The 25,925-nt window shown below is 70.3% G+C and carries 24 protein-coding genes and 1 tRNA gene; 23 read left to right on the top strand and 2 right to left on the bottom strand.

The window, feature by feature from the left end; all coding sequences use genetic code 11:
• Window positions 1-38 precede the first annotated feature (38 nt).
• The 3 genes from ACFWV2_RS11370 (at window position 39) to ACFWV2_RS11360 (ending at window position 3,871) form a co-directional block, all read left to right on the top strand.
• The gene (locus tag ACFWV2_RS11370; protein ID WP_384404780.1) at window positions 39-2,633 is read left to right on the top strand and encodes a DUF262 domain-containing protein; all 2,595 of its coding nucleotides are present in this window, start codon (window positions 39-41) and stop codon (window positions 2,631-2,633) included.
• 118 nt (window positions 2,634-2,751) lie between these two features.
• On the top strand, window positions 2,752-3,000 hold the full coding sequence (locus ACFWV2_RS11365) for a hypothetical protein (RefSeq protein WP_384404779.1): 249 nt from the start codon (window positions 2,752-2,754) through the stop codon (window positions 2,998-3,000).
• 496 nt (window positions 3,001-3,496) lie between these two features.
• The gene (locus ACFWV2_RS11360) at window positions 3,497-3,871 is read left to right on the top strand and encodes a hypothetical protein (protein WP_384404778.1); all 375 of its coding nucleotides are present in this window, start codon (window positions 3,497-3,499) and stop codon (window positions 3,869-3,871) included.
• A gap of 169 nt (window positions 3,872-4,040) precedes the next feature.
• On the opposite strand, the gene ACFWV2_RS11355 is transcribed toward ACFWV2_RS11360, so the two are convergent.
• A complete protein-coding gene (locus ACFWV2_RS11355; protein ID WP_384404777.1) occupies window positions 4,041-4,511 on the bottom strand; it encodes a hypothetical protein in 471 nt (156 codons plus the stop codon).
• A gap of 347 nt (window positions 4,512-4,858) precedes the next feature.
• Window positions 4,859-4,930, bottom strand: a tRNA-Arg gene (locus tag ACFWV2_RS11350).
• A 160-nt stretch (window positions 4,931-5,090) separates the two neighbouring features.
• Here ACFWV2_RS11350 and ACFWV2_RS11345 point away from each other — a divergent pair.
• The 20 genes from ACFWV2_RS11345 to ACFWV2_RS11250 all read left to right on the top strand — a co-directional run bounded on the left by ACFWV2_RS11345 (window position 5,091) and on the right by ACFWV2_RS11250 (window position 25,841).
• A complete protein-coding gene (locus ACFWV2_RS11345) occupies window positions 5,091-5,579 on the top strand; it encodes a response regulator (RefSeq protein WP_384404776.1) in 489 nt (162 codons plus the stop codon).
• Window positions 5,580-5,779: 200 nt separating this feature from the next.
• Complete coding sequence (nrtL, locus tag ACFWV2_RS11340; RefSeq protein WP_384404775.1) at window positions 5,780-6,766, top strand: ArgS-related anticodon-binding protein NrtL; 987 nt, start codon at window positions 5,780-5,782, stop codon at window positions 6,764-6,766.
• Between the two features lie 15 nt (window positions 6,767-6,781).
• Complete coding sequence (gene lysA / locus ACFWV2_RS11335; RefSeq protein WP_384404774.1) at window positions 6,782-8,173, top strand: diaminopimelate decarboxylase; 1,392 nt, start codon at window positions 6,782-6,784, stop codon at window positions 8,171-8,173.
• 157 nt (window positions 8,174-8,330) lie between these two features.
• Complete coding sequence (locus tag ACFWV2_RS11330) at window positions 8,331-9,629, top strand: homoserine dehydrogenase (RefSeq protein ID WP_360786523.1); 1,299 nt, start codon at window positions 8,331-8,333, stop codon at window positions 9,627-9,629.
• 7 nt (window positions 9,630-9,636) lie between these two features.
• Window positions 9,637-10,707 (top strand): threonine synthase, encoded by a 1,071-nt coding sequence (thrC, locus tag ACFWV2_RS11325; RefSeq protein ID WP_360786181.1) that lies wholly within the window; start codon window positions 9,637-9,639, stop codon window positions 10,705-10,707.
• Window positions 10,708-11,003: 296 nt separating this feature from the next.
• Window positions 11,004-11,921, top strand: a complete 918-nt coding sequence (thrB, locus tag ACFWV2_RS11320; RefSeq protein ID WP_360786182.1) for a homoserine kinase — start codon at window positions 11,004-11,006, stop codon at window positions 11,919-11,921.
• Window positions 11,922-12,335: 414 nt separating this feature from the next.
• The gene (rho, locus tag ACFWV2_RS11315) at window positions 12,336-14,417 is read left to right on the top strand and encodes a transcription termination factor Rho (protein WP_384404773.1); all 2,082 of its coding nucleotides are present in this window, start codon (window positions 12,336-12,338) and stop codon (window positions 14,415-14,417) included.
• A 193-nt stretch (window positions 14,418-14,610) separates the two neighbouring features.
• Entirely contained in the window at window positions 14,611-15,708 is a 1,098-nt protein-coding gene (locus tag ACFWV2_RS11310) for an LCP family protein (RefSeq protein WP_384404772.1), read from the top strand.
• 157 nt (window positions 15,709-15,865) lie between these two features.
• A complete protein-coding gene (gene rpmE, locus ACFWV2_RS11305) occupies window positions 15,866-16,087 on the top strand; it encodes a 50S ribosomal protein L31 (RefSeq protein WP_360786186.1) in 222 nt (73 codons plus the stop codon).
• A 98-nt stretch (window positions 16,088-16,185) separates the two neighbouring features.
• Entirely contained in the window at window positions 16,186-17,262 is a 1,077-nt protein-coding gene (gene prfA, locus ACFWV2_RS11300) for a peptide chain release factor 1 (protein ID WP_384404771.1), read from the top strand.
• Between the two features lie 47 nt (window positions 17,263-17,309).
• Window positions 17,310-18,191 carry a peptide chain release factor N(5)-glutamine methyltransferase gene (gene prmC, locus ACFWV2_RS11295; protein WP_384404770.1) on the top strand — a complete coding sequence of 294 codons (882 nt, stop codon included), beginning with the start codon at window positions 17,310-17,312 and terminating at the stop codon, window positions 18,189-18,191.
• 40 nt (window positions 18,192-18,231) lie between these two features.
• Entirely contained in the window at window positions 18,232-18,879 is a 648-nt protein-coding gene (locus ACFWV2_RS11290; RefSeq protein WP_360786191.1) for an L-threonylcarbamoyladenylate synthase, read from the top strand.
• The gene (locus ACFWV2_RS11285) at window positions 18,876-19,523 is read left to right on the top strand and encodes a protein-tyrosine-phosphatase (RefSeq protein ID WP_384404769.1); all 648 of its coding nucleotides are present in this window, start codon (window positions 18,876-18,878) and stop codon (window positions 19,521-19,523) included. Before ACFWV2_RS11290 ends, ACFWV2_RS11285 begins: the two co-directional genes overlap by 4 nt.
• A 217-nt stretch (window positions 19,524-19,740) precedes the next feature.
• Window positions 19,741-20,988, top strand: a complete 1,248-nt coding sequence (gene glyA / locus ACFWV2_RS11280; protein WP_384404768.1) for a serine hydroxymethyltransferase — start codon at window positions 19,741-19,743, stop codon at window positions 20,986-20,988.
• A gap of 118 nt (window positions 20,989-21,106) precedes the next feature.
• A complete protein-coding gene (locus tag ACFWV2_RS11275) occupies window positions 21,107-22,408 on the top strand; it encodes an MraY family glycosyltransferase (RefSeq protein WP_360786196.1) in 1,302 nt (433 codons plus the stop codon).
• 263 nt (window positions 22,409-22,671) lie between these two features.
• Window positions 22,672-23,085, top strand: coding sequence for a hypothetical protein (locus ACFWV2_RS11270; protein WP_360786198.1), 414 nt, complete (start codon window positions 22,672-22,674; stop codon window positions 23,083-23,085).
• Between the two features lie 222 nt (window positions 23,086-23,307).
• Window positions 23,308-24,117, top strand: coding sequence for a F0F1 ATP synthase subunit A (gene atpB / locus ACFWV2_RS11265; RefSeq protein WP_073808583.1), 810 nt, complete (start codon window positions 23,308-23,310; stop codon window positions 24,115-24,117).
• A 91-nt stretch (window positions 24,118-24,208) separates the two neighbouring features.
• Complete coding sequence (gene atpE / locus ACFWV2_RS11260) at window positions 24,209-24,442, top strand: ATP synthase F0 subunit C (protein ID WP_010474382.1); 234 nt, start codon at window positions 24,209-24,211, stop codon at window positions 24,440-24,442.
• A gap of 41 nt (window positions 24,443-24,483) precedes the next feature.
• Window positions 24,484-25,029 carry a F0F1 ATP synthase subunit B gene (locus tag ACFWV2_RS11255; protein ID WP_073808580.1) on the top strand — a complete coding sequence of 182 codons (546 nt, stop codon included), beginning with the start codon at window positions 24,484-24,486 and terminating at the stop codon, window positions 25,027-25,029.
• Window positions 25,026-25,841, top strand: a complete 816-nt coding sequence (locus ACFWV2_RS11250) for a F0F1 ATP synthase subunit delta (protein ID WP_360786201.1) — start codon at window positions 25,026-25,028, stop codon at window positions 25,839-25,841. Before ACFWV2_RS11255 ends, ACFWV2_RS11250 begins: the two co-directional genes overlap by 4 nt.
• The last annotated feature ends 84 nt before the right edge of the window (window positions 25,842-25,925 follow it).

Genomic DNA, 25,925 nt, shown 5'->3' with positions numbered 1-25,925 from the left:
TGACGGGCCCACGGGCAGGAGTCGGGGAGGGGTCGCGCGTGCACGCGCAGGAGACGACGTTCAGCAAACTGGTGCACGGAGAGACGCAGTTCCAGGTCCCGCTGTACCAACGGACCTACACCTGGCAGCGGGACGAGCTGCGGCAGTTGTGGGACGACGTGATGGAACTCGTCGAGGACAAGCTGGACGACAGGGCTCCGGTGGCTCACTTCCTGGGGTCGGTCGTGCTCGCGCCGGAGCGCGTCGCGGCGGGCGGGATGCAGCGCTGGCTCGTCGTGGACGGCCAGCAGCGGCTGACCACCCTGATGCTCGCCTTCACCGCCCTGCGGGACGCCCACCGGGCCCGGGGGCGGGCGAAGAAGGCGGACCGCATCCACGACCTCGTCCTGGTCAACGGCTACCAGGACGGGAACGACCACTACCGTCTGCTGCCGACACAGGCCGACCGCGAGGCGTTCGTCGCCTGCGTGGAGTCCCTTCCCACGGCCGGCGGCCCCGGCAACATCGGCGGCGCCTACCGTTTCTTCCTCGCTGCTCTGACCGAGGGCGAGGAGACCGCCGGCGAGGCATGGGTCCGCGCCGTGGAGTCCGTGCTGAGGGACTTCCTCTCCATCGTGTCGATCACCGCCGCCGAGGGCGACAACGTCTACCGGATCTTCGAGTCCATCAACAACACCGGTGTCGGCCTCAGCCAGAGTGATCTGCTGCGCAACTACCTGTTCATGTGCCTCCCCAGGCGCGGCGAGGCCGTCTACCGCAACCTGTGGCTCCCGATGCAGGAGTCGTTGGGCCCGGCGAGGCTGGAACTGCTGGTCTGGCTCGACCTGGTCGTCGGCGGCGACAACCGGGCCAAGCAGAGCGACATCTACCGGGACCAGAAGAGGCGTCTCGAACCGCTGAGTTCGGACGAGGGGGCCCTGGAGGCCGAGGTCTCCCGACTGCACGTACGAGCCGGTCGCCTCATGCGGATCGTCGAGCCGTGGCGGGAGAACGACCCGGGCCTGCGCGAGGTCCTGGAGCGGCTCGCACGCTGGGGTGGCCAGACCCACTACCCGCTGGCGCTCCTCCTGCTCGACCGGCTGGACGAGGGCGCCTGCGACCCCAAGGAGGCGGCCACCGCCCTGTCGTACGCCGAGAGCTACATGGTGCGGCGCCTGTTCGCCGGCAACTCCACCACGGGAAACAACCGCACCTTCATGGAGCTGCCCAAGGAGGTGGAGAAGGAACTGGAGAACGGGCGCTCGCTCGCGGACGCCGTACGCCACGCCCTGTCCGCCAAGACCGGGACACGTGTCTGGCCCTCCGACGCGATGATGCGGGAGTCCATCCTCAGCCGCCCCTTCTACAAGTCGGGCCGCTCGCACCAGCGTTTCGAGATCCTGCGCCGCTTCGAGGAGAGCTACGGCGCCAGCGAGCCGGTCGACTACGCCAGAGCGAAGCTCACCGTGGAGCACGTACTGCCGCAGCAGCCCGCCCAGCAGTGGTTCGACCTCCTCGCGGAGGAGACAGGGCAGAGCGAGAGCCCGGAGGACCTGCACACCCAAGTGGTGCACACCCTCGGCAACCTCACGCTCTCCGGCGACAACGCGCGCCTCTCGAACCACCCATTCCGCCGCAAGCAGCAGATCCTGGACTCCAGCGCGCTCCGGATGAACCAGCGGATCGCCGCCCAGGAGCGCTGGGGGAGGGCCGAGATCCTCGCGCGCGCCGGAGAACTGTCCGCCCGCGCGGAGGAGTTGTGGCCGGGCCCCCTCGACGGAGTGGTCAGGGCGGACGCCGAGTGGGCCGGGTGGGGCGAGCTGCGCCGAGCGCTGCTGAACATGCCGGCGGGTACGTGGACGACGTACGGGGACCTCGCCGCCCTCATCGGCACGCACGCCGTCGCGGTCGGCAACCATGTGGGCACCAGGCCGGCGCTGCACGGGGCCTACCGCGTGCTGATGGCCGACGGCAAGATCTCCCCCGGCTTCCGCTGGCCGGAGGGACGTGAGGGCGACCCCGACCCGCGGGCCGTCCTGGAGTCCGAGGGCGTGCCGTTCGACGAGTGGGGCCGCGCCCGCCGCTCACACCGGCTGACGGCGGCGGACCTGGCGGCCCTGGTGGGCAAGGACGACTTCGAGAGCGAGGCGCCCGCCCAGGAGCCCGAGGCCGCCCGAAGGACCGGGGACACCGCCGCGGCCCGTTTCGAGACGCTGCTGCGTGACAACCAGACCCCCGAGACAGCAGAGGGAGTGCTCGCGACCCTGCGGTTCTGGGAGGAACTGGGCGGCTCTCTCGACTACGGGAAGAAGAACGAGACCAGCTGCTTCCCCATGCTGTCCGTGGGCGGGGCCCGCGCCCGTTCGCTGTGGCCCGTCGCGCTGTACCCGGCGACAGGCACGGCGGAGGTGGTCTTCCAGCACCTGAAGCGCCGACCGCCGTTCGACGACGAGTCACTGCGCCGGGACCTGATGGCCCGACTGAACGGGGTGGACGGCATCGACCTCGCGGAAGCGAAGCTGGACCTGCGCCCCTCGTTCCCCCTGGAGGTCTTCGCCGACCAGGCCGAGGAACTCCGTCAGGTCCTCGACTGGTTCGTCCACACGGCCACGCTGCCGGAACCCCACCGCCCGACCACCGACACCCCCGCGTGAACCGGCCGGAGGCGACCTGACACGACGGGACACCCCACCCGAGGCGTCCCGCTCGCACCCCACGCAGAAGACCCCGCGCTCCGCGCTTCCCCGTCGATCCCGCGCCCCCGTGGCCGGCATGAGCTTCTTCCCGAAGGGGGCTGCTGTGGACGTTGTGGAACTGATGGCGTGGCTGGCCGAGCGAGGGTGTTCGGTTGTCTTCAAGGCTGACGGTGAGCGATCACCGGGGCATCGCTGGATGGTGATCGTCTCCGGCGGCCCTGCGGGCACGGAGTCGTTCTTCAGGTCGGATGAGGCGTCCGCCGACGCATGTCTTGAGGCAGTCCTCGCGCACTTGGAAAGCGCGGGGATCACGCCCTTCGTCTGAGGACCTGAGCTGGGAATTGCCGATCCTCGGCGCTCGATACCCGCTATGACCTGTGCGAACGGGCGTCGAGCCGAGCCGTATGACTCTTCTCAGCGGCCGCCGTTGTCCGTGCTTTACCGCCCTACCTGCGCGGATGTGGCGCGGGGACCTCTCCGTCCCGAAGCAGCCCGGGCGTGAGCTCTGTATGGGACCGGCACCCCCTCACCTGCGCTGATGATCCTCAGACGTTCGCGCCCGTCCGTCGATGTTCGGCGGCGTTGTCACGCAGTCAGACACTCACCACTCCACCGTTGCCGGCGTCTGAGAGTAGATGGCGGCCCGCACGCGGTCTTCGCAGGGAGGCGGCGACGCTGTTGAGCGAGTGGGGCTGTCCCTGGCATGGCGGAGGATGGGGCTCATGTGCGCTCTTTTCGACCCCCCTGAGCCTCGCCGCGTCTCGCCGGGCGAGTACCCGGTGTGGGACCAGGCTCTCGCCCTTCTGAACCGGGACCTAGCGGTGACGCTTCCCCAGCTGGAACCCCTGCAGCTGCTGGCTCTTCCGTCCTACGACGGGGATGAGCCGGAGAACGTCTACGTCGCCATGCCCAACGGCGAGTGGCACGGCAACCACGTGGACCCGAACTCACAGGACAGCCTTGCCTCTGCACTGGCGAGCGTCGCCGATGCCGCGCAGGAGACCGTCATGGAGCTTCTGTGGCAGGCGTGGCCCCTGTGCCCCGAGCATGGCCTGGGCATGCATCCGAGGGAGGACACGGAAGAGCGACTGTCCTGGTGGTGCGCGGGAGAACGGTTGCGTCGCGGCCCGGCTCATATCCGCGCGGCCGTGGGCGCACTCGACGCCTTGGGAGCGTCGATCCGTACACGGTCTTGAAAACCGTCGTGGCAGCGAGGTCACCGTGGGTTCACATTCCACACCCACCGCCGATGAGTGGCTCCTGACCAGCGATTCCGGTCAGGGGCCCTACGCGTCTCCCTGGTGATTCCGTACCGCGGTTCCTCGTGGGACCCCGTCTGATCGGGCACGCGAGGGCACGTCCAGGTCAGGTTCGAGACACCAGCTCGATCGTCACAGGTGCCGCTGATTCAAGGTCGATCGTGTCCCCGTCGTCCTCGGAAAGAGACTCGCCGGGATGTTCGGCAGGCACTACGACCAGCATCGTGTGAGGACGGGGAAGCCACCCCACATCCTGCGGAGGGTCGTAGCGACCGACATCGATGACCCGCACCAACGTCTCGGGTATGCCTACGAGGCAGCCGTCACCGACGTGCAAGTTCCATGGCTCAGGATCAGTCTTGAACAGACTCATGGTCCAGTCCGGGGAGTCAGGCGACATGGCGAAGGCCCTCCGGCCGTTCCACCTGATCTGAGAGTGCGGATCGATCTCGGCCCACGGCCATTCAACCGAGACGTGGAAACGAGACACCTCGGCCACTCGGCCTTCGGCCGGCGGGCAGCTGACTCTCAGAACGTCGCCGACCCGGAACGCGTCATGCGGTGTGTCCTTGCCCATGGCTGCCCTACCGTTGCTCGCTCCGAGAGCTGCACCGTACCGACTGCCTCAGCCCCAGCTCTCCCTGGCTTCCATCCCGTCTGCCGTCGACCCACACACCGTGGAGCGGGCGCGGCTGGACGGCACGCTCATCAGCCACGGCGTGACCGGCGCTGCCGTGATGAGCGGGAATGGGTTCGGCTTCATCGGGTGCGGCTGTTCGGAGGGGCGGCCACGATCTTGGTGACGTACTTCTGGAGGCAGGGAAGCTCCAGGAAGGCCCAGCGCTGCCCACACCCGCACATACAACAAGACCCCGCGCTCAGCGTTTCCGCTGATCACGGGGTCTTTTGGCACTTCCTGCGAAGTGCCCCCGGCAGGATTCGAACCTGCGCACACGGCTCCGGAGGCCGTTGCTCTATCCCCTGAGCTACGGGGGCGCTGCCGCGTTCGGCGGCGACGGGTAGAACCCTACCAGCTCTGCGGGAGTGGCTGTGAACAGGTATTTCCGGGGTGTCACCGGGGGGTCGGGTCCCTCGCACGGGTAAGAAGTGGGTAAAACCCGGACGCAGCTGTTCTGGGCGGCCTACTCTCGTTCGTGTGTCAGGCGCGTCCGGTCGGGTGCTCGTTGTCGACGACAACAAGGTGATCCGGCAGTTGATCAGGGTCAATCTCGAACTCGAGGGGTTCGAGGTCGTGACCGCGGCCGATGGTGCCGAGTGTCTGGATGTCGTGCATCGGGTTCGTCCTGATGTCGTCACCCTGGATGTCGTCATGCCCCGACTCGACGGGATCAAGACCGCCGCGCGGCTGCGCGCCGATCCTCGGACCAGTCATCTGCCGGTCGCGATCATCAGTGCCTGCGGTGAGCACGAGGCCTCCGGTGGGGTGGTGCCCCGGGTCGACGCCTTTCTCGCCAAGCCCTTCGAGCCCACTGAGCTCGTCCGCGTGGTCCGCCAGCTGATGCACCGCGAGCGGCGTGAGCGGCCGGAGGGGGCCGGGGCCGACGGGGGAGAGGAACCGGCCGCAGCCGACGGAGCGCAGGAGCTGGAGTCCCGACGCGCGAGTAACCCGCGCGGGGTGCACTGAGGTCGGTGTTTCGTCTCGTCGGTCATCCGCGCGGGGTGCACTGAGGTCGGTGTCTCGTCTCGTCGGTCATCCGTTCCTGGGCGGTGTGCCGGTTGCCTCCGTCCATCGGTCGCGTGCGGGGTGTCCTTCCCCCGCCTCCGGCTGCCCGTATGGCGAAACCGGTTCGCGTTCCGACCCCCCTCCTCCCCTAGGCTTGACCCGTGACCCCCGCGGACCTCTCCCTCACCGTGCTGCACGCCGTGCGCCGCGCGGTCGACGACGGTGCGCTGCGGGTCGACGTGCCACCGCTGGTCAAGGTCGAGCGGGCCCGGCCCGGTGGCGCCGGGGAGTACGCCAGCAACATCGCTCTGACCCTCGCCCGGTCCGCCGGCCGTACCGCCCTCGATGTCGCCGGGATCCTGAAGGAACAGCTGCGTGACGCCCCAGGGCTCCGGGGCGTCGAGATCACCGGGCCCGGGTTCCTGAACTTCAGCCTCCGCCCCGACGCCGGTGCCGAGCTCGTGCGGGCGATCCGCGGGGCCGACCCCACCTCCCGCGACGGCGCCCTCCCCTCCTACGGCAGCAGTACCGCCCTCGTCGGGACCGTCGTCCGTTTCGCCGAGCCCGCCGAGGCGCGCGCCGCCCTCGTCACCGAGACCGTCGTCCGGCTCCTCCGGGCGCAGGGGGCCGACGCCGGATTCGGCGGTGCCGAGCGGATCCACGTACGGCCCGGGGCGTACGACCCCGCAGGCCTCGGTGTCGACGCCGCCCGCTGGGCCCTTCTCCGGCCCGCGCCCCAGGACCGGCCCCTCGACGGGCCGCCGCTCCTCGTCCAGCACGAGCGCAACCCCCTCTTCCGGGTGCGGTACGCCCACTCGCGGGTGCGTAGGCTGCTCGTCAACGGAGAACAGCTCCGGGTCACACCCGCGTACGAGACCGACATCGACGCCCCCGCGCTTCTCGGCGTCCTCGGCGACCACCCCGCCGTCCTTCTCGCCGCCGCCCGCCACCGCGCCCCCGACCGGGTCGCCCGGCACCTGGAAGCCACCGCCGACGCGCTGCTCGCGTTCCAGCACACCGTTCTGCCGCTCGGCGACGAGAAACCCTCGGCCGCCCACCGTTCCCGGCTCGCGCTCGCCGAAGCCGCCGGGACGGTGCTCGCCGGCGGCCTCTCCGTGCTCGGCATCAGCGCACCCGATCGGATCTGAAAGAGCAGTGCAGACATGAGCCGTTCCGCCCACCCCGCAGGCCCCCGTCACGCCGACGTCCTCCCCGAGGGCCACTACTCGGCGCCGCCCGCCGACCTCAACGTCCTCGACCCGAAGGTGTGGTCCCGGACCGTCACCCGGGACGAGCGCGGGGTCGCCACCGTCGGCGGGATCGGTGTCGACGCGCTCGCCGAGGAGTTCGGCACGCCCGCCTACTTCCTCGACGAGAGCGACTTCCGCGCCCGCTGCCGCGCCTGGGCCGAGGCCTTCGGGACGGACGCCGACGTCTTCTACGCGGGCAAGGCGTTCCTCTCCCGGGCCGTCGTGCGGTGGCTCGAGGAGGAGGGGCTGAACCTCGACGTGTGCTCCGGCGGCGAGCTGGTCACCGCCCTCTCCGCCGGCATGCCGGCCGAGCGCATCGCCTTCCACGGCAACAACAAGAGCGAGGACGAGATCCGCCGGGCGGTCGAGGCCGGCGTGGGGCGCATCGTCCTCGACTCCTTCCAGGAGATCGTCCGCGTCGCCCACATCGCCCGCTCCCTCGGCAAGCGCCAGCGCGTCCAGATCCGGGTGACCGTCGGTGTCGAGGCGCACACCCACGAGTTCATCGCCACCGCCCACGAGGACCAGAAGTTCGGCATCGCGCTCGCCGGCGGGCAGGCCGCGGAAGCCGTCCGCCGGGCGCTGAAGCTGGACGGCCTGGAGCTCATCGGGATCCACTCGCACATCGGCTCGCAGATCTTCGACATGGCCGGTTTCGAGGTCTCCGCGCGCCGCGTCGTCCAGCTGCTCGCCGAGGTGCGGGACGAGCACGGGGTCGAGCTGCCCGAGATCGACCTCGGCGGCGGCCTCGGCATCGCGTACACCTCGGAGGACGACCCGCGCGAGCCGCACGAGATCGCCAAGGCCCTGAACGAGATCGTCAGCAGGGAGTGCGAGGCCGCCGGGCTCCGCACGCCCCGGATCTCCGTCGAGCCCGGCCGTGCCATCGTCGGTCCGACCGCCTTCACGCTCTACCGGGTCGGCACGATCAAGCCGCTCGAAGGACTGCGGACGTACGTGAGCGTCGACGGTGGAATGTCGGACAACATCCGTACCGCCCTCTACGACGCCGAGTACAGCGTCAGCCTCGTCTCGCGGACCAGCGAGGCCGCGCCGATGCTCACCCGGGTCGTCGGCAAGCACTGCGAGAGCGGTGACATCGTCGTACGGGACGCCTTCCTGCCGTCGGACGTGGCGCCCGGCGACCTCCTCGCGGTGCCGGCGACCGGCGCGTACTGCCGTTCCATGGCCAGCAACTACAACCACGCGCTCCGGCCGCCCGTCGTCGCCGTCCGGGACGGGGAGGCGCGGGTGATCGTCCGCCGCGAGACGGAAGAAGATCTCCTGCGTCTCGACGTCGGGTGATGAAATAGTCCAGTGATAACCGAGTGATGAAATAGATGTCTCAGGATCCGGACGGAGGGCGGAAACCCCCGTCCGGTGAGTGAGACTGGTTCCACCGCAGAGAACCGTAGAGACACGACCGTAGAGATACGAAGTAGGACGAGGAAGAGGTCGGATGATGCGTACGCGTCCGCTGAAGGTGGCGCTGCTGGGCTGTGGAGTGGTCGGCTCAGAGGTGGCGCGCATCATGACGACGCACGCCGACGACCTCGCCGCGCGCATCGGCGCCCCGGTCGAGCTCGCCGGTGTCGCCGTCCGCCGCCCGGACAAGGTCCGCGAGGGCATCCCCGCGGAGCTGATCACCACCGACGCCACCGCCCTGGTCGAACGGGGGGACATCGACGTCATCGTCGAGGTCATCGGCGGGGTCGAGCCGGCCCGCACCCTCATCACCACCGCCTTCGAGCACGGCGCCTCCGTCGTCTCGGCGAACAAGGCGCTGCTCGCCCAGGACGGCGCGAGCCTCTACGCGGCCGCCGAGAAACACGGCCAGGACCTCTACTACGAGGCCGCCGTCGCCGGCGCGATCCCGCTGATCCGGCCGCTGCGCGAGTCCCTCGCCGGCGACAAGATCAACCGGGTCATGGGCATCGTCAACGGCACCACGAACTTCATCCTGGACAAGATGGACACGTCCGGCGCCGGCTACTCCGAGGCGCTCGACGAGGCCACCGCCCTCGGGTACGCCGAGGCCGACCCGACCGCCGACGTCGAGGGCTTCGACGCCGCCGCCAAGGCCGCCATCCTCGCCGGGATCGCCTTCCACACGCGCGTACGCCTCGACGACGTGTACCGCGAGGGCATGACCGAGGTCACCGCCGCCGACTTCGCCTCCGCCCGGCAGATGGGCTGCACCATCAAGCTGCTCGCCATCTGCGAGCGGGCCGCCGACGGGGGCTCCGTCACCGCGCGCGTGCACCCCGCGATGATCCCGCTCAGCCACCCGCTCGCCTCCGTCCGCGAGGCGTACAACGCGGTCTTCGTCGAGGCGGAGGCCGCCGGGCAGCTCATGTTCTACGGCCCCGGCGCCGGCGGCGCTCCGACCGCGTCGGCCGTCCTCGGCGACCTCGTCGCCGTGTGCCGCAACAAGCTCAACGAGGCCAACGGCCCCGGCGAGTCCGCGTACACCCAGCTGCCCGTGAGCTCCATGGGCGAGGTCGTGACGCGGTACCACATCAGTCTCGACGTGGCCGACAAGCCGGGCGTCCTCGCCCAGGTCGCGACGGTCTTCGCCGAGCACGGCGTATCCATCGACACGGTGCGCCAGCACGGCCGACAGGACGGAGACGGCGAGGCCTCTCTCGTCGTCGTCACCCACCGCGCGCCCGACGCCGCCCTCTCCGGGACCGTCGAGGCACTGCGCAAGCTCGACACCGTACGCGGTGTCGCCAGCATCATGCGTGTTGAAGGGGAGTAAAGGACCCATGACCAGCAAGGGCACCCACCAGTGGCGCGGCATCATCGAGGAGTACCGGGACCGCCTTCCGGTCACGGACACGACGCCGGTCGTCACGCTCCGTGAGGGCGGTACGCCGCTCGTTCCCGCTCAGGTCCTCTCCGAGCGCACGGGCTGCGAGGTGCACCTCAAGGTCGAGGGCGCCAACCCCACCGGCTCCTTCAAGGACCGGGGCATGACCATGGCCATCACCAGGGCCAAGGAGGAGGGGGCGCAGGCCGTCATCTGCGCCTCCACCGGCAACACCTCGGCCTCCGCCGCGGCCTACGCGGTACGCGCCGGGATGGTCTGCGCCGTCCTCGTGCCGCAGGGCAAGATCGCGCTCGGCAAGATGGGCCAGGCCCTCGTGCACGGCGCGAAGATCCTCCAGGTCGACGGCAACTTCGACGACTGTCTGACGCTGGCCCGTGGGCTCTCCGAGAACTACCCGGTGGCGCTGGTCAATTCGGTCAACCCGGTCCGTATCGAGGGCCAGAAGACCGCCGCGTTCGAGATCGTGGACATGCTCGGCGACGCCCCCGACATCCACGTCCTGCCCGTCGGCAACGCCGGCAACATCACGGCGTACTGGAAGGGGTACTCCGAGTACGCCGCCGACGCCCTGTCCACGCACCGGCCGCGCATGTGGGGCTTCCAGGCCTCCGGTTCGGCCCCGCTCGTGCGCGGTGAGGTCGTCAAGGACCCGTCGACGATCGCCACCGCGATCCGCATCGGCAACCCGGCCTCGTGGGACTACGCGATCGCCGCGCGCGACGAGTCGGGCGGCTTCATCGACGAGGTGACGGACCGTGAGATCCTGCGCGCCTACCGCCTGTTGGCCGCACAGGAGGGCGTCTTCGTCGAGCCCGCCTCGGCCGCTTCCGTCGCCGGTCTGCTGAAGGCCGCCGAGCAGGGCAAGGTCGACCCCGGCCAGCGGATCGTGTGCACGGTCACCGGCAACGGGCTCAAGGACCCCGACTGGGCCGTCGCGGGCGCGCCGCAGCCGGTCACCGTCCCGGTCGACGCGGCCGCCGCCGCCGAGCGCCTCGGCCTGGCCTGATCCCGCCCCTCCCGCGCCGGGAGGAGCACTGATCGAAACCCGATCAGGAACGTACATTGGCGCACAGGTTGGCCCGCGACACGCATCGTGCGCCTCCTGTGCGCCCTATGTCGCCACAGAACCTTCCTTCGATAGGCTGTACCGAACCCGCCCCCACGCATATGCGCGGTGTCGTTGCCGTTGTCGCCTCCGAGGCCGAAACGGTCCCCCGGGTTCCCGTGCACTTCTCTGAGGTGCCCGCCTGAAACACCCCGTTCGACCTACCTGTTGTCGCAATCAAGGAGAGTCATCGAGCGATGGCCGGTCCAGCGTTCCGCGCCGCCGCCGTACGGGTGCGCGTCCCCGCCACCAGCGCCAATCTCGGCCCGGGCTTCGACGCCTTCGGCCTGTCGCTGGGCCTCTACGACGACGTCGTCGTCCGTGTCGCCGACTCCGGGCTGCACGTCGACATCGCCGGCGAGGGTGCCGGGACGCTCCCGCGCGACGAGAGCCACCTGCTCGTACGCTCCCTGCGCACGGCCTTCGACCTGCTCGGCGGGCAGCCGCGCGGCCTCGAGGTCGTCTGTGCCAACCGCATCCCGCACGGCCGCGGCCTCGGTTCCTCCTCCGCCGCCATCTGCGCCGGCATCGTCGCCGCCCGCGCCGTGACGATAGGCGGGGACGCCAGGCTCGACGAGGCCGCCCTGCTCGAACTCGCCACCGAGATCGAGGGCCACCCCGACAACGTCGCCGCCTGTCTGCTCGGCGGATTCACGCTCGCCTGGACCGAGTCCGGTGCCGCGCGGGCGATCAGGATGGATCCCTCGGATTCCATCGTTCCGGTGGTTTTCGTCCCCGGCAAGCCGGTGCTGACCGAGACCGCCCGCGGGCTCCTCCCGCGTACCGTCCCGCATGTGGACGCCGCGGCCAACGCCGGGCGTGCCGCCCTCCTCGTCGAGGCCCTGACCCGCCGCCCCGAGCTGCTGCTCGCGGCCACCGAGGACCGGCTGCACCAGGAGTACCGGGCCCCCGCGATGCCGGAGAGCATCGCCCTCGTGAACCGGCTGCGGGCGGACGGCGTCCCGGCGGTCATCTCCGGCGCGGGCCCCACGGTTCTCGCGCTGGCCGAACACGGGACGGCCGACAAGGTCGCCCGACTGGCGGGCGAGGGATGGGCCGCGAACCGGCTCGATCTCGACGTGCCCGGAGCGTGCGTCCTGCCGCTTGCGCCCTAGGCGCGACGGGCCGGACGCCGGGCGGCGTCCGGGACAGAGATTGCCGGTGAGGGAGAGGGGGAATGTTTGTCGGAGCCGGTAGTGTTAACCTCAAGTCAGCACCCGGCGCCTTTGTGGCGCGGTGCTGAGTGTCCCCATCAGGGACCACCGATTCTTCCGGGAGCCTCCCCAACTGCCTGAGCAGCCTGCCTGTGCAGTTTCGAGCACGCTCCGGAACCGGCACGACACCCCTCGCTCTCCCGCGGTGAGGGCCGAGCAGGGGGCGCTCGGGCCGGACCCAGCACGTTTCTCTCTCCGCCGTACCCCGGCGGGACCACCGCCCCGGACACGGTCCACCCACACGGGACCGCTGCCGGACAGCACAACCGGTCGCCGAGCCAGATGGCCGACGTCCGCTCCAGGGAAGGACCCTTCGTGAGCGACACCACCGATCTGATGGGCGTGACTGCCGACAGCAGTGTCGACGCCGCCGCGCCCGCCGCGGGTGCTGCCACCGGCGGCACCGCACGGCGCCGCCGCTCCGGCACCGGCCTCGACGGCATGGTCCTGGCCGAGCTGCAGCAGGTCGCGTCCGGCCTCGGCATCAGGGGCACCGCGCGCATGCGCAAGAGCCAGCTGATCGAGGTCATCAAGGAGGCGCAGGCCGGGGGAGGCTCCGCCGCCCCCGCCAAGGCCGCGGACGCCGCCGAGACCAAGCCGAAGCGCCGTGCCGCCGCCAAGAGCCGCACGGCCGAGACCGCTGCGGAGGCCGCCGAGCCCAAGGCCGAGAAGGCCGAGAAGGCCGTCGCCCAGCAGCAGATCGACATCCCGGGCCAGCCCGCGTCCGACGACCAGCCGGCCGGTGAGCGCCGTCGTCGCCGGGCCACCGCCCCCGCCGGTTCGCCGGAGGGTGAGGTCAAGGCCGAGGCGGCGCAGGTCGTCAAGACCGAGACGCGTACGGAGGCCCGTACGGAGGCCAAGGCCGACGCGGGTGCCGACGCCAAGGCCGAGGCCGCCGTCGACGGCGCCGAGGGCCGTGGCCGCCGTGACCGCGGCGAGCGGGGCGACCGCGGGGAGCGCGGCGAGCGCCGTGACCGCCGTGACCGTCAGCGCGACCGCGGCAAGGGCGACGAGCAGCAGGGCGGTGGCCAGGGCGGCCAGCGCCAGCGTCAGGGCGGTCAGGGCCAGGGTGGCCAGGGTCAGGGCCAGCAGGTCCAGAGCCAGGGCCAGCAGGGCGGCGGCCACCAGGCCGGTCCGCAGGACGACTACGACGACGAGGCGGGCGGCCGCCGTGGCCGTCGGGGCCGTTACCGCGACCGCCGTGGCCGTCGTGGGCGCGACGACTTCCAGGCCGGCGAGCCGCAGGTCGCGGACGACGACGTCCTGATCCCCGTCGCGGGCATCCTGGACATCCTCGACAACTACGCGTTCATCCGGACCTCCGGCTACCTGCCCGGTCCGAACGACGTGTACGTCTCCCTCGCCCAGGTCCGCAAGAACGGTCTGCGCAAGGGTGACCACGTCACCGGCGCCGTGCGGCAGCCGAAGGAGGGCGAGCGCCGCGAGAAGTTCAACGCGCTGGTCCGTCTGGACTCCGCGAACGGCATGGCCGCCGACTCCGGCCGGGGCCGTCCCGAGTTCAACAAGCTGACCCCGCTGTACCCGCAGGACCGGCTCCGTCTGGAGACCGACCCGGGTGTGCTGACCACGCGGATCATCGACCTCGTGGCGCCGATCGGCAAAGGCCAGCGCGGTCTGATCGTGGCCCCGCCGAAGACCGGCAAGACCATGATCATGCAGGCGATCGCCAACGCGATCACCGTCAACAACCCCGAGTGCCACCTGATGGTCGTCCTGGTCGACGAGCGTCCGGAAGAGGTCACCGACATGCAGCGGTCGGTCAAGGGCGAGGTCATCTCCTCGACCTTCGACCGTCCGGCCGAGGACCACACCACCGTCGCCGAGCTGGCCATCGAGCGCGCCAAGCGTCTCGTCGAGCTGGGTCACGACGTGGTCGTCCTGCTCGACTCGATCACCCGCCTGGGCCGCGCGTACAACCTCGCGGCGCCGGCCTCCGGCCGCATCCTGTCCGGTGGTGTCGACTCGACCGCGCTCTACCCGCCGAAGCGCTTCTTCGGTGCCGCGCGCAACATCGAGGACGGCGGCTCGCTGACCATCCTCGCGACCGCGCTGGTGGACACCGGTTCGCGCATGGACGAGGTGATCTTCGAGGAGTTCAAGGGCACCGGCAACATGGAGCTCAAGCTCGACCGGAAGCTCGCCGACAAGCGCATCTTCCCGGCGGTGGACGTCGACGCGTCCGGCACCCGCAAGGAGGAGATCCTGCTCGGCAGCGACGAGCTCGCCGTCACCTGGAAGCTGCGTCGGGTGCTGCACGCGCTCGACCAGCAGCAGGCGATCGAGCTGCTGCTCGACAAGATGAAGCAGACGAAGTCGAACGGCGAGTTCCTGCTGCAGATCCAGAAGACCACGCCGGGCGGCTCCAACAACGACTGACGTGAGACCTGCGTCACACGACGAAGGCCGGGCCCCGCGCCCGTAACCGCGTCGTGACCTGCGTGATCCCTGCGCCCACCGTGCCCCGCACGGTGGGCGCAGTGCTGTGCCCGGCCACACATCACAGGTCCGTATGCAACCCTTTCGGGTGCTTCGCCGTCACACATGGTGAACCGAGGGCCGAGGGATGACGATGACCGAGCAGAGCAAGAGCGGCCGAATAGGCGGCGCGGGGAACGGCAGCCGCCGCAAGCCGCGGGCCAGGCGCGGCCGGCGACCGGCCATCCTCGTCTCGGGGGCTCTCGCGGTCCTCGTCCTCGGGGGCGCGGGACTCGGGTACGTGTACGCCAAGCTCGACGGCAACATCGAGGCCGTCGACATCAACGCCCAGCTGGGCGACGACCGCCCCGACGACGTCGACGACGGCTCCATGGACATCCTCGTCCTCGGCTCCGACTCCCGCTCCGGCGACAACGACGCCTACGGCAAGGACGAGGGCGGCGCCCGCTCCGACACCGCGATGGTCGTCCACGTCCACGAGGGCCGCAAGAAGGCCAGCGTCGTCTCCCTGCCCCGCGACACCCTCGTCGACCGCCCCTCGTGCACCGCGGACCAGGGAGCCACCGTCGCCGGCGAGCGAAGGGCCATGTTCAACACGGCGTACGAGGTCGGCGGCCCCGCCTGCGCCGTCAAGACGGTCGAGGCGATGTCCGGCATCCGCATGGACCACTACGTCGAGGTCGACTTCACCGGCTTCAAGAAGCTCATCGACGAACTCGGCGGGGTCGAGATCACCACCACCGCGCCCATCAAGGACGACAAGAGCCACCTCGACCTCGCACCGGGCACCCACACCCTCGACGGCGAGCAGTCCCTCGGCCTCGTCCGCACCCGCAAGAGTGTCGGCGACGGCAGCGACCTCGGCCGCATCCAGCTCCAGCAGGCCTTCATGAAGGCCTTCGTCGAGCAGGTCAAGGACGTCGGCGTCCTCACCGACCCGACGAAGCTCCTCGGCCTGGCCGACGCGGCCACCAAGGCCATCACCCCCGACTCCGAACTCGACTCCGTGCAGGAGCTGATGGGCTTCGCGAAGGGCCTCTCCGGCATCGGCGCCCAGAACGTCCACATGGTCACCCTGCCCGTCGAGTACGACCCCCGTGACCCCAACCGCGTCGTCCCCCTGGACGCCGAGGCCCGGCAGGTCTGGACGGCCCTGAAGAACGACCTTCCGATCCCCGCGTCGGCGACGAAGGACGCGGCCACCGGCAAGGCCGACGGTGTCGTGAAGTAGCCCCCGGACCGCTCAGGAGCCACGTCCGGAATACTTCCGGCCCGACCCCGGTTTTGGGAGATACGGCCGGTCCTGGCAGACTGGTACGTCGGCCCCGGTTCACGTTCTCCGCAACCCGCGGAAGCGACCCGGAGCCCTCCCGAAACTAGGAGACACCTTGAAGCGCGAGATCCACCCCGAGTACGTCGAGACCCAGGTCAGCTGCACCTGCGGCGCGTCGTTCACCACCCGGAGCACCCTGACCGACGGCGCCATCCGTGCCGAGGTCTGCTCCGAGTGCCACCCGTTCTACACGGGCAAGCAGAAGATCCTCGACACCGGCGGCCGCGTGGCCCGCTTCGAGGCCCGCTTCGGCAAGGCCGGCTCCGCCGCGAAGTAGCGAGCCCCTGCGCCGGTCCACGGTCGCCCCGCGCGGGTGGCCGGGACCGGCGCTTTGCCGTCCCCGTAGCAGCAGACGAAAAGACCAGGAGCCCCCCGATGTTCGAGGCGGTCGAGGAACTGGTCGGCGAGCACGCCGACCTGGAGACGAAGCTCGCGGACCCCTCGGTCCACGCCGACCAGGCGAACGCGCGCAAGCTCAGCAAGCGCTACGCCGAGCTGACCCCGATCATCGCCACCTACCGGGCCTGGAAGCGGACCGGTGACGACATCGAGACCGCCCGCGAGTTCGCGCACGACGATCCCGACTTCGCCGCCGAGGTCAAGCAGCTGGAGAGGGACCGCGAGGAGCTCACCGAGAAGCTCCGGCTGCTCCTCGTCCCGCGCGACCCCAGCGACGACAAGGACGTCATCCTGGAGATCAAGGCGGGCGCGGGCGGCGACGAGTCCGCCCTCTTCGCCGGCGACCTGCTCCGCATGTACCTGCGGTACGCCGAGCGCGTCGGCTGGAAGACCGAGATCATCGACGCCACCGAGTCCGAGCTGGGCGGCTACAAGGACGTCCAGGTCGCCGTGAAGACCAAGGGCGGCAACGGCGCCACCGAGCCCGGCCAGGGCGTCTGGGCGCGCCTCAAGTACGAGGGCGGGGTGCACCGCGTGCAGCGCGTGCCCGCGACCGAGTCGGCCGGCCGCATCCACACCTCCGCCGCCGGCGTGCTCGTCACGCCCGAGGCCGAGGAGGTCGAGGTCGAGGTCCACGCCAACGACCTGCGCATCGACGTCTACCGCTCGTCGGGCCCCGGCGGCCAGTCGGTCAACACCACCGACTCCGCCGTCCGCATCACCCACCTGCCGACCGGCATCGTCGCCTCCTGCCAGAACGAGAAGAGCCAGCTCCAGAACAAGGAGCAGGCCATGCGCATCCTGCGGTCCCGGCTGCTCGCCGCCGCGCAGGAGGAGGCCGAGTCCAAGGCCGCCGACGCCCGCCGCAGCCAGGTCCGCACCGTCGACCGGTCCGAGAAGATCCGTACGTACAACTTCCCGGAGAACCGGATCTCCGACCACCGCGTCGGCTTCAAGGCGTACAACCTGGACCAGGTGCTCGACGGCGACCTGGACCCGATGATCCAGGCGTGCGTCGACGCCGACTCCGCCGCCAAGCTCGCCGCGGCGTAAGTGGCGTAAGTTCCGTCAAGCCCCACCCCGCACCACGGAGGACCAGCGTGCAGTCACTTTCTGGGGGGCGACCCCCAGGCCCCCGAAGTCTGCTGCTCGCCGAGGTGGCCCAGGCCACCCAGCGGCTGGCCGACGCAGGCGTCCCCTCCCCGCGTTTCGACGCCGAGGAGCTCGCCGCGTTCGTGCACGGCGTCAAGCGGGGGGAGCTGCACAACGTCAAGGACGTGGACTTCGACGCCCGCTACTGGGAGACGGTCGCCCGCCGCGAGGCCCGTGAGCCGCTCCAGCACATCACCGGGCGGGCGTTCTTCCGCTACCTGGAGCTCCAGGTAGGACCCGGGGTCTTCGTGCCCCGCCCGGAGACCGAGTCGGTCGTCGGCTGGGCCATAGACGCCGTACGCGCCATGGACGTCGTCGAACCCCTCATCGTCGACCTCTGCACCGGCTCCGGCGCCATCGCGCTCGCCATGGCCCAGGAGGTCCCCCGCTCGCGCGTCCACGCCGTGGAGCTCTCCGACGACGCCCTCGTCTGGACCCGGAGGAACGCCGAGGGATCGCGCGTCTCCGTCCACCAGGGCAACGCGCTGACCGCCCTCCCGGAGCTGGACGGGCAGGTCGACCTGGTCATCTCCAACCCGCCGTACATCCCGCTCACCGAATGGGAGTACGTCGCGCCCGAGGCCCGCGACCACGACCCGGAGATGGCCCTCTTCTCCGGCGAGGACGGCCTCGACACCATCCGCGGCATCGAGCGCACCGCCCACCGGCTGCTCCGGCCCGGCGGCCTCGTCGTCATCGAGCACGCGGACACCCAGGGCGGGCAGGTGCCGTGGATCTTCAACGAAGAGGCCGGCTGGGCCGACGCCGCCGACCACCCCGACCTGAACAACCGGCCGCGTTTCGCGACCGCGCGCAAGGCAACGCCATGACTGGCATGACGAATCACGTGTACAAGGAGGCCGGGAACTGATGGCACGGCGATACGACTGCAACGAGGCGACCGACCGTGTGACCGGTCTGCGCGAAGCCGCGTCCGCCGTCCGCCGGGGCGAGCTGGTCGTGCTGCCCACCGACACCGTGTACGGGATCGGGGCGGACGCCTTCAGCGGCGAGGCCGTGGCCGACCTGCTCGCCGCCAAGGGCCGTGGCCGCAACATGCCCACGCCCGTGCTCATCGGCTCCCCTAACACCCTCCACGGCCTGGTCACGGACTTCTCCGAGCAGGCCTGGGAGCTCGTCGACGCGTTCTGGCCCGGCGCCCTCACCCTCGTCGCCCGGCACCAGCCGTCCCTCCAGTGGGACCTGGGCGACACCCGGGGCACCGTCGCCGTCCGCATGCCGCTGCACCCGGTCGCCATCGAGCTGCTCACCGAGGTCGGCCCCATGGCCGTGTCCTCGGCCAACCTCACCGGCCACCCGTCCCCCGAGGACTGCGACGCGGCCCAGCAGATGCTCGGCGACTCCGTCTCCGTCTACCTCGACGGCGGCCCGACCCCCGGCATCGTCCCCTCGTCCATCGTCGACGTCACGGGCAGGGTCCCGGTGCTGCTGCGCGAGGGCGCGCTGTCGCCGGAGGAGCTCCGGAAGGTCGTACCCGACCTCGAGGTGGCCAGTTGACCGCCCTTGAGGGGCGTGGCATAGCGGGGTTCGACGACAGCAACACCTTCCGCATCCTCCACGTCAGCACCGGCAACGTCTGCCGCTCGCCGATCACCGAGCGGCTGACCCGCCATGCCCTGAGCGACCGCCTCGGCGACCCTCTCGGCGGCGGACTGATCGTGGAGAGCGCGGGCACCTGGGGACACGAGGGCGCCCCGATGGAGGCCAACGCGGAACTGGTCCTCGCCGACTTCGGCGCGGACTACAGCGGCTTCGTGGGGCGCGAGCTCCTCGACGAGCACGTCATCCGCGCGGACCTGGTCCTGACGGCGACCCGTGACCACCGGGCGCAGGTCATCTCGATGGGCCACTCGGCGGGCCTGCGCACCTTCACCCTGAAGGAGTTCACCCGCCTGGTCCGGGCGATCGACCCGGCCACCCTCCCGGACGCCCGCGACGAGGGCATGGTCGAGCGCGCCCGCGCCCTGGTCCGCGCGGCGGCGGCCCTGCGCGGCTGGCTCCTGGCCCCCTCGGTGGACGCGGACGAGGTCAACGACCCGTACGGCGCCCCCATCACCTTCTTCCGCTCGATCGGCGACGAGATCAACCAGGCGCTGGACCCCGTGGTGACGGCGTTGACGGGTGTACGCGCGCGGGACTGACGGACCTGCTCCGCCACGTCCGGCGGACGGAGTCCGGCGCGGCGTCCCGCTGCCCGGGAGGCCCCTCGGGGCCGAGTGGTGCGAGGGGCGCGTCGGGGGTGGGGCTCAACCAGGCGCTGGACCCCGTGGTGACGGCGTTGACGGGTGTGCGCGCGCGGGACTGACGGCAGGCCGGTCTCGGCGGGCGGGGCGGGGGGTGTGTGCCTACATTGGTGACATGTCGGTCACCGCTCCACCCGCCGAGGAACTCGACGTCCTGCGCCGGCAGGACCCGGAGGTCGCCGACGTGCTGCTCGGTGAGGCGCGACGGCAGGCCGACAGCCTGCAGTTGGTCGCCGCCGAGAACTTCACCTCGCCCGCCGTCCTCGCCACCCTCGGCTCCCCGCTCGCCAACAAGTACGCCGAGGGCTATCCCGGCGCCCGTCATCACGGCGGCTGCGCGTACGCCGACGCCGCCGAGCGGATCGCCGTGGAGCGGGCCACCGCGCTGTTCGGCGCCGACCACGCGAACGTCCAGGCCCACTCGGGCTCCTCGGCCGTCCTGGCGGCGTACGCGGCCCTCCTCAGGCCCGGTGACACGGTGCTCGCCATGGGCCTGAACCACGGCGGGCACCTCACGCACGGGTCGCCCGCGAACTTCTCCGGCCGCTGGTTCGACTTCGTCCCGTACGGCGTGGACGCCGAGACCGGTCTGGTCGACCACGAACAGGTCGCCGCGCTCGCCCGCCACCACCGCCCCAAGGCGATCGTGTGCGGTTCCATCTCCTATCCCCGCCACCTCGACTACGCGGTCTTCCGCGAGATCGCCGACGAGGTCGGCGCGTACCTCATCGCGGACGCCGCCCACCCCATCGGCCTGGTCGCCGGGGGAGCGGCCCCGAGCCCCGTGCCGTACGCCGACGTGGTCTGCGCGACCACCCACAAGGTGCTGCGGGGGCCGCGCGGCGGCATGATCCTGTGCGGCGACGACCTCGCGGGGCGGATCGACCGGGCGGTGTTCCCGTTCACCCAGGGCGGCGCCCAGATGCACACGATCGCGGCGAAGGCGGTGGCGTTCGGCGAGGCGTCCACCCCGGCGTTCACCGCGTACGCGCACCGGGTGGTCGAGAACGCCCGGCTCCTGGCGGCCGCGCTCGCCGCCGAGGGCTTCGCCGTGACCACCGGCGGTACCGACACCCACCTCATCACCGCCGACCCCGCGCCCCTCGGCATCGACGGCCGCACCGCCCGCGCCCGGCTGGCCGCCGCCGGCATCGTGCTCGACACCTGCGCCCTGCCCCACGGGGAGGGGCGCGGCGTCCGGCTCGGCACGGCGGCCGTCACCACGCAGGGGATGGGCACCGCGGAGATGACGAGGATCGCCCCGCTGTTCACCGCCGCGCTGCGCGACGACGCCGCGGAGACCGCCCGGGTACGGGCGGAGGTACGGGCGCTGACCGGGCGATTTCCCCCGTATGGACGCTGAGGGAAGAACGCGGAAAGCCCGAACGCAACCGTTCGGACCCCCCGCGTGTCTCCTAGCACATGGACGGCACGGCTAGGGTGTGGGGCTGAGATGGCCAGCGATTCCTGTGGGGCAGCCCGTGCGTGATTACCTGCTGACGCTCTGTGTCACGGCCGCGGTGACCTATCTGCTCACCGGTCCGGTGCGGAAGTTCGCCATCGCGACCGGGGCGATGCCGGAGATCCGCGCCCGCGACGTACACCGAGAACCGACTCCGCGGCTCGGTGGCATCGCCATGTTCTTCGGGCTGTGCGCGGGCCTCCTCGTCGCCGACCACCTGCAGAACCTGAGCAGTGTCTTCGAGCTCTCCAACGAGCCGCGCGCGCTGCTCTCCGGCGCCGCCCTGATCTGGCTGATCGGCGTCCTCGACGACAAGTTCGAGCTGGACGCGCTGATCAAGCTGGGCGCGCAGATGATCTCGGCGGGCGTGATGGTCGTCCAGGGTCTGACCATCCTGTGGCTGCCGATCCCGGGCGTCGGTGTGGTCCTGCTGACCCCGGCGCAGGGCACGCTGCTCACCGTCGCCCTGGTGGTCCTCACCATCAACGCCGTCAACTTCGTCGACGGTCTCGACGGTCTCGCCGCCGGCATGGTCTGCATCGCCGCCGCCGCCTTCTTCCTGTACGCGTACCGCCTCTGGTACGGCTACACGATCGAGGCCGCCGCTCCCGCGACGCTCTTCACGGTCATCCTCATGGGCATGTGCCTGGGGTTCCTGCCGCACAACATGCACCCGGCGCGGATCTTCATGGGCGACTCCGGCTCGATGCTGATCGGCCTGATCCTGGCCGCATCGGCCATCTCGATCACCGGCCAGGTCGACCCGGACGCGCTGAAGATCTTCGAGGGTTCGACCCGCGAGGCCACCCACGCCGCCCTGCCGGTCTTCATCCCGCTGCTGCTGCCGCTGACGATCATCGCGATCCCGATGGCGGACCTGGTCCTGGCGATCGTGCGCCGGACCTGGAACGGCCAGTCGCCGTTCGCGGCCGACCGCGGGCACCTGCACCACCGCCTCCTGGAGATCGGGCACTCGCACAGCCGCGCGGTGCTGATCATGTACTTCTGGTCGGCGCTGATCGCCTTCGGGACGCTGGCGTACTCGGTCCACTCGGCGTCGATGTGGATCGTCCTCTGCGTCGTCGCGCTGAGCGCGATCGGCCTGGTGCTGCTCCTGTTGCCGCGCTTCACGCCGCGGGCCCCCCGCTGGGCGCAGTCCGTGGTCCCTCCCCGCTACCGTCGCCGCAAGCCGGCCCCCGTCGTGGAGCCGGTCGCGGTCGAGGAGGAGCGGGTTCCGGTGCCGGCGGGGCTCCACGGCTCCACGGCCATCGGCAACCGCGCGCGCTTCACCGACCGGCGGAAGGCCGGAACGCCGAGTTGACGAATTGCCGCAACCGCGGCCATTACCAGACAAGACGCCCTCCTGTCGCGCACACACGCGCGGGGTAACTCTCATGTGTGACAGTTGGCACACCTTCTGGGTAAAGACCTATTCAAATAGTTTGTGATACGGTTCACGAGACCCGGCGCCAGAGCCGAAAGACCGTAGTGCGACGGTCTGTTGGCCCCGAGACCCACCTCGGACCGGGCTTACGCTCGTCCCTGACGACACCATCGCCCCCTTCAGCAAGCGGAGACACCGCCATGCCGTCCAACGACGCACGCATCCTGTTGCCCACCGCCCTCCCCACCGTTGCCGTCGGCGTCATCGCCACGGTCGTCAGCGGGGTGGTCGCGGGCGGCAAGGGTGCGGTCGGCGCCGTCGTCGGCACCCTGGTCGTGGTCCTCTTCATGGGTATCGGGCTGGTGGTCCTGCAGCGGACGGCGAGGAAGCTCCCGCAGTTGTTCCAGGCCATGGGGCTGATGCTCTACACGGCCCAGCTCCTGCTGCTGTTCATCTTCCTGGCCTTGCTCAAGGACACGACGCTGTTCGATTTCAAGGCCTTCGCGTTCACGCTTCTCGCGACGACCGTGGTGTGGGTCGCCGCACAGGCCAGGGCCTACATGAAGGCCAAGATCATGTACGTCGAACCCGAGAAGTCGGGGTCGAAGTCGTGAAGGGTAGGGCCGGGATAAAGCCGCGTTCGGCTTCCTGCTATCGTCCGGTGCCAACTGCGGCACTGCGGGCGCGGGCATCCGAGACGCCTGTCCCAGCGCGAGGCTCGATGCCGAACCGCCGCCCTCTTATCCGTAAGACCAGTCCAGTGCCGACCCGCGGCTGCGTGCCGCGCCGACACATCGAGGTTGCCGTACCTATGCGCCACGCTGAAGGAGCCCGCGGTGAGTGCTGACCAGACGCTTGCCTTCGACCCGGATTGCCACATCTTCACCGGATGCGGCTTCCCGGCGCCGGGCCTGCACACGTTCATGTACGAGCCGATCGCCACATGGGGAAGCTTCGAGTTCACGAAGCCCATGCTGCTCGCGATCCTGGGCTCGCTCGTGGTCGTCGGGTTCTTCTGGGCCGCCTTCAACAAGCCCAAGCTGATCCCCGGCAAGATGCAGATGGTCGGCGAGGCCGGTTACGACTTCGTGCGCCGCGGCATCGTCTACGAGATCATCGGCAAGAAGGACGGCGAGAAGTACGTCCCGCTGATGGTGTCGCTGTTCTTCTTCGTATGGATCATGAACCTCTGGTCCATCATCCCGCTCGCGCAGTTCCCGGTCACCTCGCTGATCGCCTTCCCGGCGGCCCTCGCGCTGATCGTCTACGTGCTGTGGATCTCGCTGACCTTCAAGAAGCACGGCTTCGTCGGCGGCTGGAAGAACATCGTCGGCTACGACAAGTCGCTCGGCCCGATCCTTCCCCTGGTCGTCGTCCTGGAGTTCTTCTCCAACCTGCTGATCCGGCCCTTCACGCACGCGGTCCGACTGTTCGCGAACATGTTCGCCGGTCACCTGCTCATCGTGATGTTCTCGCTGGCCACCTGGTACCTCATGAACGGCCTCGGCTTCGTCTACGCCGGCGCCTCGTTCGTGATGGTCCTCATCATGACCGCCTTCGAGCTCTTCATCCAGGCCGTCCAGGCGTACGTCTTCGTCCTCCTGGCTTGCAGCTACGTCCAGGGCGCGCTCTCCGAGCACCACTGAGTCCGGCCCGGCAGCAGCACCACTCCCCTTAACCCACAGTCGTCCGGTGGCCAACCCCCACCGGGTCCTTGAAAGAGAAGGAAGAACCGGCATGTCCGCTCTCGAGACTCTCGCCGCCGTCAACGGAAACGTCGCCTCGATCGGCTACGGCCTCGCGGCCATCGGCCCCGGCGTCGGCGTCGGCATCATCTTCGGTAACGGCACCCAGGCCCTCGCCCGTCAGCCCGAGGCTGCCGGCCTGATCCGTACCAACCAGATCATGGGTTTCGCCTTCTGTGAGGCGCTCGCCCTCATCGGCATCGTCATGGGCTTCGTCTACAAGTAAGCCGGACCGACTGCCCGATTCTTTTTACGGAAGGCACTGATGTGAACGCTCTGCTTCTTGCGGCAGCGGAGGAGCCCCAGCCTCCTCTGATCCCGCATCTCGACGAGCTCGTCATCGGCCTGATCGCCTTCGTCATCGTCTTCGGCTTCCTCGCCAAGAAGCTCCTCCCGAACATCAACAAGGTTCTGGAGCAGCGTCGCGAGGCCATCGAGGGTGGCATCGAGAAGGCCGAGTCGGCCCAGATCGAGGCTCAGAGTGTGCTGGAGCAGTACAAGGCCCAGCTCGCCGAGGCCCGCCACGAGGCCGCGCGTCTTCGCCAGGAGGCGACGGAGCAGGGCACCGCGATCATCCAGGAGATGAAGGCGGAAGGCCAGCGCCAGCGCGAGGAGATCATCGCGGCCGGCCACACGCAGATCGAGGCCGACCGCAAGGCCGCCTCCGCGTCGCTGCGTCAGGATGTGGGCAAGCTCGCCACCGACCTGGCCGGCAAGCTGGTCGGCGAGTCTCTCGAGGACACCGCCCGCCAGAGCCGCACGATCGACCGCTTCCTCGACGAGCTCGAGGAGAAGGCCGAGGCCGTCCGATGAACGGAGCGAGCCGCGAGGCACTGTCCGCCGCCCGCGAGTCCCTCGACGCGCTGACCGACAACACCCCGGTCGACGCGACGAAGCTCGCGGACGAGCTGGCCGCCGTCACCGTGCTGCTCGACCGCGAGGTGTCGCTGCGCCGGGTCCTGACCGACCCCGCGCAGTCGGGTGAGGCCAAGGCCGAGCTCGCGCAGCGACTCCTGAGCGGCCAGGTGGGCGGCGTGACCGTCGACCTGGTGTCCGGCATGGTGCGTTCCCGCTGGTCGCGCTCGCGTGACCTGGTCGACGCGGCCGAGGAACTGGCGAGCACCGCCGACCTCACCGCGGCGCAGAAGGTGGGCGCGCTCGACGGCGTCGAGGACGAGCTGTTCCGGTTCGGCCGGATCGTGTCCTCCAGCCCCGAGCTCCGCTCGGCGCTGACGGACAAGGCCGCCACGGCCACCGCCAAGGGCGAGCTGCTCCGCAGCCTGCTCGGCGGCAAGGCCCACGCGGCCACCGAGCGCCTGGTCGTCCGTCTGGTGACCCAGCCCCGGGGACGTAGCCTGGAAGCGGGACTCGAGTCCCTGTCCAAGCTCGCCGCGGCGCGCCGGAACCGGATGGTCGCCGTCGTCACCTCGGCGGTGCCGCTGTCGGACCAGCAGAAGCAGCGCCTCGGTGCCGTCCTGGCCAAGCTGTACGGCCGCGAGATGCACCTGAACCTGGACGTGGACCCGGCGGTCCTCGGCGGGATCACCGTGCAGGTCGGCGACGAGGTCATCAACGGGTCCATCGCGGAGCGCCTCGACGAGGCGACCCGTCGACTGGCCGGCTGACGCGGCCACCGCGACACGGCAGCACAGCACAAGGCAGCACAGCTACACAGCATCACCAGCGGCCCGGTTGGGCCGTGCAGAGAT

It is taken from the genome of Streptomyces sp. NPDC058671 (assembly GCF_042716475.1).
Classification (GTDB): Bacteria; Actinomycetota; Actinomycetes; order Streptomycetales; family Streptomycetaceae; genus Streptomyces.
This window is presented reverse-complemented; position numbering and strand designations above follow the sequence as displayed.